This window comes from Hydrogenibacillus sp. N12, from assembly GCF_019645935.1.
Classification (GTDB): domain Bacteria; phylum Bacillota; class Bacilli; order Thermicanales; family DSM-22653; genus Hydrogenibacillus; species Hydrogenibacillus schlegelii.
Window position 1 is genome coordinate 2,220,102 of record NZ_CP080953.1, and the last position, 15,234, is coordinate 2,235,335.

General features: G+C 67.6%; 13 protein-coding genes and 1 riboswitch. All 13 genes read right to left on the reverse strand.

All coding sequences use genetic code 11. From position 1 onward, the window contains the following. Positions 1 to 135: 135 nt before the first annotated feature. Complete coding sequence (gene thiW / locus K2M58_RS10400) at positions 136 to 699, reverse strand: energy coupling factor transporter S component ThiW (RefSeq protein WP_220677487.1); 564 nt, start codon at positions 697 to 699, stop codon at positions 136 to 138. 240 nt (positions 700 to 939) lie between these two features. Beyond that, a riboswitch (TPP riboswitch) is annotated at positions 940 to 1,080 on the reverse strand. Positions 1,081 to 1,114: 34 nt separating this feature from the next. Beyond that, the gene (glp, locus tag K2M58_RS10405; RefSeq protein WP_220677488.1) at positions 1,115 to 2,377 is read right to left on the reverse strand and encodes a molybdopterin molybdotransferase MoeA; all 1,263 of its coding nucleotides are present in this window, start codon (positions 2,375 to 2,377) and stop codon (positions 1,115 to 1,117) included. 433 nt (positions 2,378 to 2,810) lie between these two features. Beyond that, positions 2,811 to 4,343, reverse strand: a complete 1,533-nt coding sequence (locus tag K2M58_RS10410) for a SpoVR family protein (protein ID WP_220677489.1) — start codon at positions 4,341 to 4,343, stop codon at positions 2,811 to 2,813. 183 nt (positions 4,344 to 4,526) lie between these two features. After that, the gene (locus K2M58_RS10415) at positions 4,527 to 5,699 is read right to left on the reverse strand and encodes a YeaH/YhbH family protein (RefSeq protein ID WP_220677490.1); all 1,173 of its coding nucleotides are present in this window, start codon (positions 5,697 to 5,699) and stop codon (positions 4,527 to 4,529) included. 164 nt (positions 5,700 to 5,863) lie between these two features. After that, entirely contained in the window at positions 5,864 to 7,816 is a 1,953-nt protein-coding gene (locus K2M58_RS10420) for a PrkA family serine protein kinase (protein WP_220677491.1), read from the reverse strand. A gap of 493 nt (positions 7,817 to 8,309) precedes the next feature. After that, a complete protein-coding gene (locus K2M58_RS10425; RefSeq protein WP_220677492.1) occupies positions 8,310 to 9,455 on the reverse strand; it encodes a hypothetical protein in 1,146 nt (381 codons plus the stop codon). Beyond that, entirely contained in the window at positions 9,445 to 10,332 is an 888-nt protein-coding gene (locus K2M58_RS10430; RefSeq protein ID WP_066203400.1) for an ABC transporter ATP-binding protein, read from the reverse strand. Before K2M58_RS10430 ends, K2M58_RS10425 begins: the two co-directional genes overlap by 11 nt. Next, complete coding sequence (locus tag K2M58_RS10435) at positions 10,298 to 10,834, reverse strand: GntR family transcriptional regulator (protein WP_252393464.1); 537 nt, start codon at positions 10,832 to 10,834, stop codon at positions 10,298 to 10,300. The genes K2M58_RS10430 and K2M58_RS10435 overlap by 35 nt, the downstream gene beginning before the upstream one ends. Before the next feature lie 232 nt (positions 10,835 to 11,066). After that, positions 11,067 to 11,975 (reverse strand): MTAP family purine nucleoside phosphorylase, encoded by a 909-nt coding sequence (locus K2M58_RS10440; RefSeq protein ID WP_220677494.1) that lies wholly within the window; start codon positions 11,973 to 11,975, stop codon positions 11,067 to 11,069. Positions 11,976 to 12,042: 67 nt separating this feature from the next. Continuing rightward, entirely contained in the window at positions 12,043 to 12,507 is a 465-nt protein-coding gene (locus tag K2M58_RS10445; RefSeq protein WP_220678898.1) for a tRNA (cytidine(34)-2'-O)-methyltransferase, read from the reverse strand. A gap of 144 nt (positions 12,508 to 12,651) precedes the next feature. Then, complete coding sequence (locus K2M58_RS10450; protein WP_220677495.1) at positions 12,652 to 13,260, reverse strand: methylated-DNA--[protein]-cysteine S-methyltransferase; 609 nt, start codon at positions 13,258 to 13,260, stop codon at positions 12,652 to 12,654. 133 nt (positions 13,261 to 13,393) lie between these two features. Then, positions 13,394 to 14,740: a tRNA epoxyqueuosine(34) reductase QueG gene (gene queG, locus K2M58_RS10455; protein ID WP_220677496.1), complete on the reverse strand. Its 1,347-nt coding sequence runs from the start codon at positions 14,738 to 14,740 to the stop codon at positions 13,394 to 13,396. Further along, entirely contained in the window at positions 14,737 to 15,234 is a 498-nt protein-coding gene (rnhA, locus tag K2M58_RS10460) for a ribonuclease HI (RefSeq protein WP_066203389.1), read from the reverse strand. Before rnhA ends, queG begins: the two co-directional genes overlap by 4 nt.

Consider the following 15,234-nt stretch of genomic DNA (forward strand, 5'->3'; position numbering starts at 1 on the left):
TTTCGCCCCGGCAGCCTGGGACGTCGTCGGCCCGTCCCGGAAGCCGCCCGCCCAGGCGCCTTTCGCCGCGCCGGAGAAGAGAACCGGTGCTCGCTGGCGCGGCGGCTCCTTCGCTGCCCTTTCCTCCTTCGCTGCTCATTCGTCTGCGCCGGGCAGCGGGGCGGCATCGAACCGTGAAAGCTTTTCGCCGTCGAGTAGGCCGGTTCGCCGAAGCGCAAGGAGGAGGGCAACCCCGCCGGCGGCCCCGAGGGCCGAGCTTAAGAGAAACGGCCCCACAAAGCCCAAAAGCGCCACCTCCCGGCTCACGACCAGGCGGCCGAGGCCGTACGCGACCGCCGCCCCGACGAGCCCCGTCCCGATCGCCTCGCCGAACGCGGCGGCGACGAAGTGTTGGAAGCGGCGGTAGAGGACGCCGGCGAGCCAGGCGCCGAAGAGGCTCCCGGGATAGGCGAAGATCGTCCCCGTCCCCAGGGCCAGGCGAAGCGTCGAGGCCGTCGCCGCCTGCAGCACCGCCGCCCCCGGCCCCAGGCGCACCGCCGTCAGGACGTTCACGAGATGCTGCACCGGATACGCCCGAAATGGACCGATCGGAATGGAAAGAAGCGGACTCAGCACGACCGAAAGGGCCACGAGCGCCGCGATCTCGGCCACCGCCCGCGGCGACAATCCGAGGCGGTCGATCTCTCTCTGCCGGTCCATACTCCCCCTCCTTTCGCGCAGGGTTATAAGACATCGGGCCTGCGACCAGAGTGACCTTGGTGAGCCCCTGCCTTTCGCACGGGGTTTTGAGGGCGAGCGGGCCGGACGGCCTCCCCGGTGCGGACGGCGGCAGGGCGGTCCCATCCCGGCCTCCCGATTAAAGAAAAGCGCCGACCGCATCGGTCGGCGCCCCGCCCGGAAGGCCGGCGTCCGCCGAGACGCCTCGGCGAGCCGTCCGGCGCGTTCCTTGCGGCCGCTTCCCTCCGCCGGTCCGAACCGGATCAGGTTCCAAGGGTTGGGCGTTGCCCTCTCAGCCGCCCGGGAAACCCGCCGGGCCCGTACGACCCAGGCAGCTTCCGGACGGCACCCCCGCAGCCGGCCTCGATTGTCAACCCATCCCGTCCTCCGCGGCCGCTCATCCCGGGCAGCCGCCGATCCACCAGACGGTCACCGTCTCCCCGACGGCCGGGTCCGCCTCCGGCGGCACCTCGACGAAGGCGTTCGTCCCGAGAAAGCTCGAAATCGACGCCGACGTCTGCGATCGCCCCGCGTCGACGACGACGGCCCCCTCCTTAAGCCGCGCCTCCGCCCGCCAGAAGCGCGTGCGCCACGTCGGCCGCTCCGCGGGCTTTCCGATCAAGCGCCCCGTCGTCCGAAGCGGTTCCCACCGGCGAGCGCCGGCCATCTTGCGAAGGAGCGGGAGGACGAACAGATGGGTCGTCACAAACGACGACGCCGGATTTCCCGGAAGGGCGATCCACGCCCGATCGTCGCGGACCGCCACCGTAAGCGGCATCCCCGGCTTGATCGCCACCTTCCGAAACAGGACCTCGAGCCGAAGCCGCGTCATCGCCTCCGGAACGACGTCATAGTCGCCGACCGACACCGCTCCCGTCGTCACGACGACGTCCGCCGCCTCCAGCGCCTCCCCGATCGCCCGGACGACGTCTTCCGTCGCGTCCGGCAGCCGGCCGAGGTCCTCCACCCGAAACCCTTCTCCCGCGAAAAGCGCCCGCAGCATCGGGCCGTTCGAATTGCGGATCTGCCCCGGCCGGAGCGGACCGGACCCCGTCACAAGCTCGTCCCCCGTCACGGCGAGGGCCACCCGAGGGAGCCGCACGACCGCAACTTCCTCCGCGCCGGCCGTGGCGAGCACCGCCGCCTCCGCCGGGCCGATCCTCGCGCCGGCCTCGACCGGCGCGCTCCCCTGCCGGAGATCGCCCCCTTTCGGCTGCCGCTCCGCCCCCGGCCGCGTCGGACGGACGATATGCACCACCTCGCCGGCGCGGCCGCTGGCCCCCGGCGGAAGCACCGCGTCTTCGACCGGCACGACGGCGTCGGCCCCCGCCGGAAGGGGGGCGCCGGTCATGATGCGGACCGCCGTTCCCGGTCGAAGGGCCGCCTTCGGCCAGCCGCCGGCGGGCACCTCCTCCGCGATCCGAAGGACGACCGGCGCCTCCGGCGACGCCCCCGCCGTCTCCGCCGCCCGCACAGCAAACCCGTCTTTGAGCGCCCGGTCGAACGGCGGCACGTCCTCGGGAAGGACCGGCGCCTCCGCCAGGTAGCGGCCGAACGCCTGAAGAAGCGGCCGCCGCTCCGCCGCCCGCGGCCGGGCCCAATCGAAAAGCCGCCGCCGGGCTTCCTCCACCGGGATCGGCCGCACCTCTCGTTCGATCACCCCGCATCCCTCCGTCCGCCTGTTTTTCCGTCCTCATTATCGAGCGTCGACCCTTGCGGCCCGTTCTCGGCTTGGGCTTTTTCCAAGGCCCTTCTTCCCGTCGCCGCAAAACGCTTTCTTTGATCATACCATGATCATACCTCGCCCGAAAAACAAGAACAATTCCAGTGCGCCCGAAGCAGCGATGTCGCACGGAGGTCAATTGTTGTTAGAATCTTTGTTTATCATCTATTTATTGATTTCTTTAATTTAACCCCCCTTTCTTTTAGAAAAATGTCCGTAACCAAACCAACCAAAAACCACATCAGACAAACGAAATAAAAGACTGTAAACTTGTTAAAATTTTGGCTGGTGCGTGCTCAAACCTTTTGCACCTCGACTTTTGTCCGCAAAATCCTGCAAGCCGTCCGAGAAAAATTTTTCGCATGCCGCCTCAAGCCAAAACGTTGCGGTCATGCCGGATCCCGTCGTAGGAAAACCGGACCGGCCGGCCCTCCAGCACCGTCTCCAGGTGCACCGGGCGGCCCCAGAGCCGGTGGACGTGCGGGAGCGTCTGTTCGATCGAGCGGATGTCGAGCTCCGGGCCGTCGTGGACGTGCCGCAAAAGAAGCTCCCCCCGCCGTTCGAAATCCCCGTCGGCGACGACGATGATGGGAAACCCGCCGCCGATCCGCTGGCGGATGAGCGCCTCCCGCACCGCCGTCCAGTCCGTCGTCTCCACCTGCCAAACGTCGTCCTTCCGGCCATAGACGAAAAGATCGAGCTCCCGGACGACCTCCTCCGTCAGGTGATTGCGGATGAACGACACGTCGTTGTCGAGCTCCCGCGCCTCGAACATCCCCTCCCGCCCGCTTTTCGCCTCGATCGCCTCGAACATCTTCCAGCCGAGGAGGTACGGGTTGATCCCGCCTGGATACGGCTTCACGATCTCCGCGTGCATCCGCGCAAACTCGATCGCCTCCTCCGGCGAAAGGGGAAGCGCCTGCATGATCTTCCGATGCCAGTAGGTCGCCCACCCTTCGTTCATGATCTTCGTTTCGAGCTGCGGCCAGAAATACCGCATCTCGTCGTGGACGATCGTGAGGATGTCCCGCTGCCACGGCTCGAGGGCCGTGCTGAAGCGAAGGATAAAAAGAAGCACGTCCTTTTCCGGCTCCGGAGGAAAATGCCGGCGCGCCGGGGGCTCCGCTTCCGCCCCGCCGGCGCCGGACCGTTTCCCGTCGTTCCCCGAAAGCCGCTCGTCCAGGGCCCACAAATCGACAAAAAGCCCCCATCGCCGCTTCTTCCCCGGCGGATCGCCGCCCCCAACGCGCCCGTCCCCGCGAGCCGGCGCCTCAGCCGACCCCGCTTCCCCCTGCCGGTCGGACCCCTCGATCCGCCGGTCGGACCCGACGACCGCCGCATCGTAAAAAGCGTCCGCGTCTTCCCACCAGAACCCCGTCTCCCGGGCCGTCCCGTACGGATCGATGTGCTCCTGGATCGACAGCGCCGCATCCAAAAACGCTTCCACCCGCCGTTCGCCGTACGCGATTTCGTAGCGGCGGATCCGCTCTGCCGACGCCGCCATGCTGTCCACCATGCGGCGGTTCGTCCGGGAAAAATAGACGTTGTTTTTAAAAAAGTCGCTGTGGGCCAGGACGTGCGCCACGATCACCGTGTTCTGCAAAAGCGAATTCCCTTCGTATAAAAACGCCTCGCACGGATCGCTGTTGATGACCAGCTCGTAAATCTTCGACAGGCCGAGGTCGTAGTGGAGCTTCATCCGGTAAAACGCCTTCCCGAACTGCCAATGGGAAAAGCGCGTCGGCATGCCGCTCGCGCCGATGGCGAGCATGACGTCCGCCGGGATGATGTGGTAGCGCATCGGAAAAAAATCGAGCCCCATCTCCCGGGCGATCGCCGTCACCGCCTCGATCCGCTCCTTGAGCCGGGCGTCTTCCTCCGCCCGGCGAAGGCGCCCTTCCATGGCCCTCCCTCCCGATGCCCCGTTCCTTTCGCGCTCGAAGCGACGCCTCCTGCCGCCCAAGGGGGCCGGCGAAAGCGGCCGGAGCGATCCAAATCGCCCGAGCCGCCCGGCGCTTTGCTCCCCGGCCGCCTGTCGCTTTCGCCGTCGGCCGCCTGCCGCTTTCTCCCCCGGCCGCCCGCCGGTTTACGCCGGCCGCTCGCTGAAAAAGTGCCGGAGCGCCCCGTACAGGTCGCTTTTGTCCTGCAGGCGGACGAGGCGAAACGCCGGAGAGGCGAGCGGCAAAAACTCATCGTAGAGCGTCCGGCGCTTCGCATAGTGGGTCACTTCCGCATACCCGGTGAGGTTCGTCCGCTCGATCAGCGCTTCCAACAGCCGGCGCGCTTCCGCGTTGTCCTGGGGCAGGTTGTCGCCGTCGGTAAAGTGGATCGCGTAAAGGTTGTACCGCTCCGGCGGATATTCCGCCGCGATCAACCGAAGCGCCAGGGCGTACGCCGACGAGACGACCGTCCCGCCGCTTTCCCCCTTGCGGAAAAACGTCTCCTCGTCGACGACCTTCGCCTCGGCGTGATGGGCGATGTAGACCCGATCCACCCGCTCGAAGCGCGTCTTCAAAAAGCGCGTCATCCAGAAGAAAAACGTCCGCGCCATCTCCTTCTCGTACGTCCCCATCGATCCCGACGTATCCATCATCGCGAAGACGACCGCCCGGCCCTCTTCCTGGGGCGCCGGAGCGTAGGTGCGAAAGCGAAGGTCCTCTTCGGTGAGGCGGAGCATCGCCCGCTCCCGCTCCGCCCCGGCGCCCCCCCTTTCGGGGCCGGCCAGGGCCGCCCGAAGCTGCGCCCGCTTGAGCGCCTGAAAGACCGTCCGGCGCTTGTCGAGATTGGCCCAGGCCCCCCTTTTCCTCAGGTCCGTAAACCGCTCCCCGTCGGAGGAGACCGCCTCCGGCGCCTTGGGCCGAAGGTTCGGCAGCGTCAGCTCGGAAAACAGCACCTCCTCCACCGCCTCGAGCGTCACTTCCGCCTCGATGTAGTCGACCCCCGGCGCCTCGCCGGGGCCGCCGTCCTGGGTCGCCCCGTCCACCGCCCGGCCGACGACGTCCCCCGGCCGCGTCCCGCCGGCGCCCTGGCCGACGTGGCGATGTTTGCCCTCATCGAAGCGAAAGCGCGCCTCCTCCAGCGTCCGCACCGGAATGCGGACGATCGCCTTGCCGTCGGAGAGGAAAAAACTCTCATCGTGCAAAAGATCCGGCAGGCGCTCCCGGATCGCCTCCCGCACCCGGGCGTCGTGGCGCCGCCGATCGAGATGCCCCTTCGGATGAAGCGACCAGTCTTCGCGAAACACGAGCGCCCCGTCCATCGTCCCCCCTCCTTTCCGGATCTGCGGCCGTGCCGACATTGCGCTCCCGTGCCGACGCCGCGTCCGCGCCGGCGCCGAGGGAAAAGGCCGGGGCCGCGCCCCCTTCGCTGCTGCCCGGCCGACCGGGGCCCGCCTCACCGCCGTTTTCCCCGATCGGCCGCCGGCTACCGGTTCAAGAGCCCGCCGACGTATCGGAGGAGCTCGTTGGCGCACGTCGCGCAGTAGCCGTCCTCGTCGATGAGCCGTCGGGAGACCTCGTTCACCTTCCGGAGCTGCTCCTCATCCGGCGTCACGCTCGACGTCGTGATCCGCACCGTATCTTTGAGATCGGCGAAGAGCTTCCGCTCGATCGCCTCCTTCAGCCGCTCGTGGCTGTCGTACGTAAACGGGCGACCCTTACGGGCATAGGCCGAGATGCGGATGAGGATTTCCTCCCGAAAGGCCTTCTTCGCGCTTTCCGAGACGCCGATCTGCTCTTCGATCGACCGCATGAGCCGCTCGTCCGGCTCCACCTCTTCGCCCGTGATCGGATCCCGGAGCTTCTGCCGCCGCGACCACGCCTCGATGTTGTCCAGGTAATTGTTCAAAATCGCCTGCGCCGCCTCTTCGAACGAATAAACGAACGCCTTTTGCACTTCCCGCTTCGCGATCTCGTCGTACTCCTGCCGCGCCAGGGCGATGAACTCGAGGTAGCGCTCCCGTTCCTCCTTCGTGATGCTCGGGTGCTGGTCGAGGCCGTCCTTGATCGCCCGGAGCACGTCGAGGGCGTTGATGCAGTCCGCGTCCCGCCGGATGAGGGCGCTCGAGATGCGGTTGATCACGTACCGCGGGTCGATGCCGCTCATCCCCTCGTCATCGTGCTCCGCCCGAAGCTCCCGCAGATCCGCCTCGCTTAAGCCCTCCACCGCCTCGCCGCCGTAGAGCCGGAGCTTTTTCACGAGATCGATCCCCTGTCGCTTCGACGGTTTAAGCCGCGTCAAGATCGAGAAAAAAGCGGCGGTGTAGAGCGCGTGCGGTGCGATGTGCACGCCGCGCAAATCCGATTGTCGGATAAGCTTTTCATAGATCCGCTCCTCTTCCCGCACCTTCAGGTTATAGGGAACCCGAATGACGATCATCCGCGACTGGAGCGCCTCGTTTTTCTTGTCGGCGACAAACCGCCGGTACTCCGCCTCGTTCGTGTGGGCGACGACGAGCTCATCGGCGCTGATCAGGGCGAATCGCCCCGCCTTAAAATTCCCCTCCTGCGTGAGGGACAAAAGGTGCCAGAGGAATTTTTCATCGCTCTTCAAAATTTCCTGAAACTCCATCAAGCCGCGGTTGGCCACGTTGAGCTCGCCGTCAAAGCGGTATGCCCGCGGGTCCGACTCGACACCGTACTCCGTGATCGTCGCCAGATCGATGCTCCCGGTGAGCTCGGCGATGTCCTGCGACTTCGGGTCCGACGGCGAAAACGTCCCGATCCCCACCCGCTTCGCTTCAGAAAAAAGCACCCGTTCGACGCGAAACCGGTGGATGTCGCCGCCGTACTCCTCGTCCAGCCGGTGGCGGCAGACCGGGCAGAGCTCCCCTTCGATCCGGACGCCGAGCGCCGCCTCGAACTCCGGCCGGAGCTCGTGCGGCACGAGGTGGAGCGGCTCCTCGTGCATCGGACAGCCTTGCAGGCCGTAGACCGCCCCCGCCTCCGTCCGGGTGTACCGCTCGAGCCTGCGCTTCAAAAGCGTCACGATCGTCGATTTCCCGCCGGCGACCGGCCCCATGAGAAGCAAAAGGCGCTTTCGCACGTCGAGCCGCATCGCCGCCGCGTGAAAATATTCTTCGACGAGCTTTTCCAGCGTTTCGTCCAGCCCGAACAGCTCGTCGCTGAAAAAGCGATATCGCTTCCGGCCGTCGACCTCTTCCACCCCGGCGTCGACGATCATGCGGTAGATCCGCCGGTGGGCCGAATCCGCCACATGCGGCGACCGCCGGACGATCTCCAGGTATTCGGCAAACGTCCCCTCCCAGCGGAGGCTTTCTTCCCGCCGATAATACTCCCCGAGGCGCGACCAGAGCCGCTCCAGGGTTTCCGACGTCGGACCGCCCGCCTCGCCGATTCGCGCGCTCCACTCGCTCATGCGGCTCCCTCCGTTTGCCATATATTTCCTAAAAGACCGACTTCGGCGGCGGTGTACGGTCATTATACCACATCGGCCGGCGGTTGTGTTTGAAATTTGCGCCCGCTTCGCGCCGCTTGTGGCGCTCGCCGATTTGCCGTACAATACGGTTGGACGAAAGCGGTCTCAGCCCCTGAGCCATCGCCCGCCCGTCCAAACGTCGGCCGGGCTGCCGAAAACCGGATGCGAGGTGACTGCCGTGCTCTTTAAGTCGTCCATCGTCATCGCCATCGTGGCGTCGCTCATCTTCTTCATCCTCACCGCCGGCTACAACGAAGACAAGACGTGGAACCTCTGAACCGCTGGCGGAATACCGGCGAACGCCCCCGTCCCTCGTCGCCGCTCGCACAACCGAACCCTGCAAACCAAAAGGAGGAGGGAACGCCCTCCTCCTTTTGCTTTGGAAAGCACAGGCGGGAAAGCATCGGCCGCATCGGGCGGCCTCACCGCGGCGTCAGCCGGCCGGCGCCCCCCTTCGCCGCCTCGGCGGACCGAAGATCCGCTGCCGCGTCCCCCAGTAGACGACCCCGCCGAGGACGGCGGCGCCGAAGTAAAACCGGACGAGCGACCCCACGCCGATCATCGGTCCGCCGACCAATCCGGAAGCGATCAGCCCGCCGAGCAGGGCGAAGTGAACCGGGATGCCGACGAGAAAAAGCGGCCGAAGCGCCGGCACGACGAGCATCCGCCGGGAAAGCTCGAGCCGGTTGGCCGCATATCCGGCCGCCCCGGCCAGCAAAAACACCGCCGTCATCCCGAGATCGTACGGAACAAGCCGCCAGAACGCCGCCGCCTCCTGCGCCGGATCCGCCCCGCCGGTGAGGAGGCCTGGAAGCCCGAAGAAGGACTCTCCGAAATGGAGCAGCGGACTCAGGCCGATCACCGCATCGGCGATCTCCTGCATATGCGCTCGAAACCACTCGACCGGCGCCCAGTGTTCCACCAGCGGCTGCAGATGAAGCGCCTCGACGTGCACGACCGCCGTCAGGTACAAAAGCCCGATGACGCCCGCCGGATAGACGCCGAAGATGATCGTCAAGGCGACCTGGTACCCGCCGCTTCCGGCGATCGCTCCCATCAGCATCGCCAGCGCATACAGCGCCAGCGCATCGACGAAGAGCGTCCCCAGCCTAAGCCCGAGCGCCGGGTCGAAGACGACGACGTCCCGATACGGGGATCCTGCCACCAGTCCGAAACCGACCAGAGCCGAAAGAAGAAGCGCCGCCGCGATGACCGCCGCGCCGAGGGCCGCCTTGACCGCGAAGACCGTCCCGCGAGCGTACGGCAAGAAAAACGTCAGCCGGTCGAGCCCGCGACTCCGTTCGCCGCCGAGCTGGGCCATCGCCAGCCACAGGACAAACGCCGGAAAAAAGAACGACGGCCAATCCAGCCGCACCCGGTAAGGCGGCGGAAAGCCTTCCTCGATCTTAAAGTGGACGTCGTCGAGCTGGCCCATCACCCGGATCGCCGTCCAGAACACCGCCGCGCCGATGAACGCCGCCGTCACCCCGGCGATCTGCCGCCCTTCCTTCAGCCAGAGCCCGGCGAGCGGCGGCCGGAGGCCGCTTCGTCCGGCTTCCTGTCCGGCGTCACCCTTCATCTGGCGTCCCTCCCAGCTTTCTCACGTACACGTCTTCGAGCCTGAGCGGAAGCGGCTCGACGAACAGCGCGCCGGCTTCCCGGAGCCGCCCCGGCACCTCCTCCGGCGCCCCCTCGACGAGCACCGTCATCACCCGCCCCGTCCGGGCGAGAATCCGCACCCCCGAAAGCCGCTCGAGCGCCTCCGGCCCGACCCCTTCCGCGAGCGCCACCTGCCACTTCCCGTACCGCGTCTGAAGCGCCTCCACCGCCACCTCGCCGTCGATCCGCCCTTCCCGGAGAAAGAGCACCCGGTCGGCGATCGCCTCGAGCTCTTCCAGCCGGTGGGTGGCGACGACGATGAGCGGCCGGGCCTCCGCCGCCGCCTCGACGAGCAAGCGCAGCGCCTCTTTTTTGTAGATCGGATCGAGCCCCTCCGTCGGCTCATCCAGAAGGAGCCCTTCCGCCCCCGTCGAAAGCGCCAGCGACAGATAAAACAGCCCCTTCATCCCCTTGGAAAACGTCTGCACCTTCCGGTTCGGCGGAAGGTCGAACGCCCGAAGCCGCGCCCAGAACGCCTCCCGGTCGAAACGGGGGTAAATCCGGGAAAACAGCGCCAAAAACGCCTTCGGCGTATAATGGCCGAGCCACTCCCGCTCGTCGGTCACGAAAAAGAGCCGCGCCCGCGCCTCCGGCACCCGGTAGACGTCCAGGCCGTCGTAGCGGACCGACCCGGCGTCCGGACGGAAGATGCCGGCCATCGTCCGAAGGAGCGTCGTCTTCCCGGCGCCGTTTCGCCCGACGAGGCCGACGATTTCGCCCGGCGCGGCGGAAAACGTCACCCCGTCCAGCACCGCCCGGCCGTCAAAGGCCTTCCGAACGCCGTCCACTTCCAGCATCGCCGTCCCTCCCTCCGTCCGCCTCCGCGCCTCGCGCTTCGCCCCGTGCCGCATTTTCCGCCCGGCCCGCCTTTCCCTCCCGGTCTGACGTCGCCGCCGCTCCGGCCGGCTCCGGCCGACCATCGGGCGCCATGCCCCGCACCCGACGATACGCCTCCGCCACCCAGCGCTGAAACGCCGCCTCCTCGACGCCCCAGAACGCCGCCTCCAGGACAAGCACGTCCAGCCGGCTTCGGAGCTTTTGCATCCGCTCTTCTCCCGCCGGAGGCCGCTCGGCGACGAACGTCCCCTTTCCCGGATACGTGGCGATCACCCCCTGCCGCTCCAGCTCCTGATAGGCCTTCATCACCGTGTTGGGGTTGGCGAGCACCTGAGCCGAAAGGTCCCGAACCGACGGCAGCCGGTCGCCGGGCCGAAGGAGTCCCTTGACGATGAGCCCTTTGATGTGCCGCACCAGTTGCTCGTACACCGGAACGCCCGGCTCGCCCTGCAGGTCGAACACGCCGTTCACCTCCTCGCCGCCGGAGCGCCGCTCGACACCCATGTTCTATTATACATAGTACACTTGGATCGTCAAGCGCTTTTCTCCCATCCCCATCGGCGCCCGTCTTCGCTCCGATCACGCTCATCGCCGGCAAACGCGAAAGACCCGGGCCAAAACGCCGCAAAAAAGCCCGCCGGAGCCTCCCGGCGGGCAATGCGGTCGCCGTCCCCGCTCCACGCGCCGGGCGTCCTTAGCCCTCCTCGAGCGTCGACGGATCGAACCGCTTTTCCTGAAGCAGCGTCTCCTTCCGGAGCGTCCGGCAGCGGCAGCCGACGGCTTCTTCCGGGCTTTCCTTGAGGGCATCGAGCAGGATGTGGCCGATCGTCGCCGCTTCCTCGTAAAAAATCTCCGCCAGCTCCCGGTGCCGCCAGTCCCGGATGACGCCCTCCGCGTAGTTGACGACCATGTAAAGTCCCGTATAACAGGCGCCGATCTCCCGGGCGAGGTACACCTCCGGAACCAGGCTCTGGCCGATGACGTCGGCGCCCATCAGCCGGAACGCCTGCACCTCCGCCCGGCTTTCAAAGTGCCGGCCGTCCGTCACGAGATACACCCCCCGGGTGAACACCCGGCGGCCCGTCCCTTCCAGCCGCCGCCGGGCGGCCCGGGCGAGGATCTCCGTCCCCGTCGGGCAGATCGGGTCCCGCATGATTAAAAGAGAGGGGCTGCCGAGGGAGACGTCCTGCCGCATCGTGTAATCGATGTAATCGTCCGGGATGATGACGTCCCGAAGCTCCAGCAGGCGGTTGACGCTTCCGACGCCCCCTTCGGCGTAGATGCGGACGACGCCCGCCTCCCGGAGCACCCAGAAGAGCTGCCGCGACGCATCCGCCCGGCTCACGTGCGGCGGCCGCCACCCGTGCATTTTCACCGTCCAGAAGCGCTTGTCGCCGACCTCCGCCAGCGTCATCGGCGGGCTCGGCCCGAACGGCGTCTCGTAGACGACGTCCCGCTCGAGCACCCGGACGTCTTCCCGCCCGAGCCCGCCGGGAAAATCGAGCGAAAACGTGCTCGAGCCGCCGATGAGGGCAAACGGCGCCGGCGCCACCGGTTCCGGCGCCGGCGCCTTTTTCTCTTTTTCTTCGCTCGAAGCAGCCATCTTCTTTCCCTCCGATCCACCATGTCCCCGATCCGGCCGCTTTGCGACGGACGGCCCGTCGGCACCCTCAGACGAGGTCGGGAAAACCGTTTTGCCGGAGCGCCTCGTACAGGACGATGGCGACGGCATTGGAAAGGTTAAGCGAGCGGAGCGTCTTTCGCATCGGGATGCGGAGCACCCGGTCGGCGTTCGCCCGGAGGACGTCTTCCGGGAGCCCCGTCGTCTCCTTGCCGAAGACGAGCACGTCGCCCGGGCGAAAGCGGACGTCGGTGTAGCGGATCTTGCCGTGGGCGGAAAAATAAAAAAAGCGATGCCCGGCAAAATGGCGATAGACGTCGTCCAGGGAATAAAATTCCTTGAGCCTCACTTCCGGCCAATAATCGAGCCCCGCCCGGCGCAAATACCGGTCCTCCAGCGAAAAACCGAGCGGATGCACCAACCCGAGCGTCGCCCCGGTCACGGCGCACGTCCGGGCGACGTTCCCGGTATTGGGCGGGATCTCCGGCTCGACGAGCACGATGTGAAACGGCATGCCCCCCAAACCGCGCTCCTTTCCGGATCCACCGGCCGTCGAACGTCTTTCGGTCGTCGGCGATCGGCACTTCGGTCGAAACCGTCAACGGTCGAACGTCCGTCCGGTCGCGGCGGTCGGCGATCGGTCGCCCGGTCGCGGCCGTCAGCGGCCCGTCTGCCGTTCGACGGGGGACGCTCCGCCCCGATGCGCCCGCTCGTGGGCGAGGAGGGCCGCCTTCCGGTCGAGGCCGCCCCGGTAGCCGACGAGGCGGCCGCTTGCGCCGATCACCCGGTGGCACGGGACAAAAAGGAGAACCGGGTTGTGGTGAAGCGCCCGGGCGACGGCCCGGACCGACCGGGGCACGCCGAGGACGGCGGCGAGCTCCCGATAGGACCGCACCTCCCCGAAGGGGATCGTCCGGACGGCCTGCCACACCGCCCGGGAAAACGGCGACCCGAAAAGATGCAGGGAAATCCGGTGAAGGGCCGCCCCGTCGCCGGCAAAATACGCCGCCAGGGCTTCCCGCTCCGCCTCAAACCGCCCCGGCGCCGGCTTCGGGTCCGGCAGCCGGTGCCGCCGGAGAAACCGGGCGAGGGCCGCTTGCCCCCTGTCCCCGTTCGCTTCTCCCCAGGCGCCTCCGTCGGCGACGAAATTCGCCCAAAGAAGCCCCGCCGCCCCCTTCACGAGCCGCATCGTCCCGAGCGGGGTCGGCACATCGGTCCACCCCAGATCCGGCGCGCCCGACTCCGGCGCTCTTTTCTCCGGCCGCATCGCCGCGCCCCCTTCCGGCGTTCGTGCTCGGGCCGGCGCGACCCGGAACCGCCCGTCCGGTGTTGCCCGGCCTTTGCCCATGGCGCCGGACCTGGGCGCCGCGCCTCGCCCCCGCCAGCGGGCCGGTCCTCCCTCAGCCGATGCCCGAGCGGTCATTCGCCGGGCGACGTTCCTCCTCAGCCCCGCTACGGCCGGAAGCGCCGGAAAGCCGCGCGAGCGCCGCCTCGATTTCTTCTCGGACCATCGGATCGCGCTCCCGCGCCCGGGCCGTCTCGAGGGCCGCCTTTGCCGCCTCCCCGCCGATTTTTCCGAGCGCCCAGGCGGCGGTCCCCCGGATGACCGGCCGCGGATCCAGAGCGAGCCGCTCGGCGAGAACCGGCACCGCCTCCGGCGCCCGATGGTGGGCCAGGGCGATGATGGTGTTTCGCTCCAGCGTCCGCTTCCCCCGCCAGCCGGCCGCCGTCTTGGCAAACGTTTCGGCAAACGCCTTTTTCGAAAGGCCGATGAGGGGCATCAGAAGCGGCTTGACGACTTCCGGATCCGGGCGAAACTCCGGATGATGATCGGCGTCGACACCGCGGTTGTACGGACAGACGACCTGGCACGTGTCACAGCCGTAGAGGCGGCTCCCGAGCTTTTCCCGGTACGGAAGGGGGACCATCCCCTTCGTCTGGGTATGATACGACAGGCACTTCTTGCTGTCCAGCGCCCCCGGTCGGATGAACGCCGACGTCGGGCACGCGTCGAGGCATTTCGTGCATGTGCCGCAGCGGTCTTCCATCGGCGCATCCGGGGGAAGGGGGAGATCGAGCACAAGCTCCCCCAGATAGACGAACGAGCCGTAATCCGGCGTGATGAGAAGGCCGTTTTTCCCGATCCAGCCGATCCCCGCCCGGGCCGCCACCGCCCGGTCGGAGAGGACGCCGGTGTCGACGAGGATCTCCCCGCGGACGGACGGCACCCGCTCCCGGATCCAGGCCAGAAGCGCCTCCAGCCGCTCCCGGAGGACGCCGTGATAATCCCGTCCCCACGCCGAACGGGCGATGAATCCCCGCCGGGCGCCGGGGACGGATTTCGGCGCGTTTTTGAGCGTCGACGGATAGGCCATCGCCGCGGCGATGATCGATTGCGCCCACGGCATCGTCCGCCGGGGATCGACCCGCTCGTCGATCGTCCCCTTCTCAAATCCGGAATCATATCCCCGGCCGTAATATTCCTCCAGAATCGGCCGGAGCTCGTGGAAAGGATCGGCCGTCGTCACGCCGACCGCATCGAGGCCGATCGCCCGGGCCGCCGCCTTCAGCTCCGCTTTGAACGCCGCCCCGTCTTCGGGCGCCCGGTCGCTTCTTCCCCGCCTGCCCGGCGTCTCGTCCGGTCGAAGTTCGGATCGATCCGGATCGTCCGGCCGCGGGTCGAACGGCTTTGGTGCGCCTGCTCGCGGGTCGGACGGCGGGGCATTCGGCCGCCGTTCGGCCGTCATCGCGGCCCCGCCCCGCTTTCCCGCCGGTAGGCGGCCATCGCCCGCACCGCCAGCCGGTCGACCCGGACGTTCTCCGGAACGCCGGCGTGCCCTCGCACCTTCTCAAAGCGCACCGTCCGCCGCGCCGTCTCCTCGAGGATGGCCGCCCAGAGATCGCGGTTTTCCACCGGGCCTCCGTCCGCCTTCCGCCAGCCGCTTTCGACCCAGCGTCGGAGCCATCCCTGCCGGAAGGCATTGACGACGTACGCTGAATCGCTGTAGACGACGACGTCCGCCCCCGGGGGAAGCGCCCGCAGCGCTTCGAGGACCGCCGTGAGCTCCATCCGGTTGTTCGTCGTTCGGGCCTCGCCGCCGGTGAGGACCCGCTCCGCGCCGGCGTTCCGAATGAGCGCCGCCCAGCCGCCGGGCCCCGGATTGCCGGAACAGGCGCCGTCGGTATAGACGACGAACGATGGCCGGCTTTCGGCCGGCGCCGGGCTCCCGGTCTCATGCAT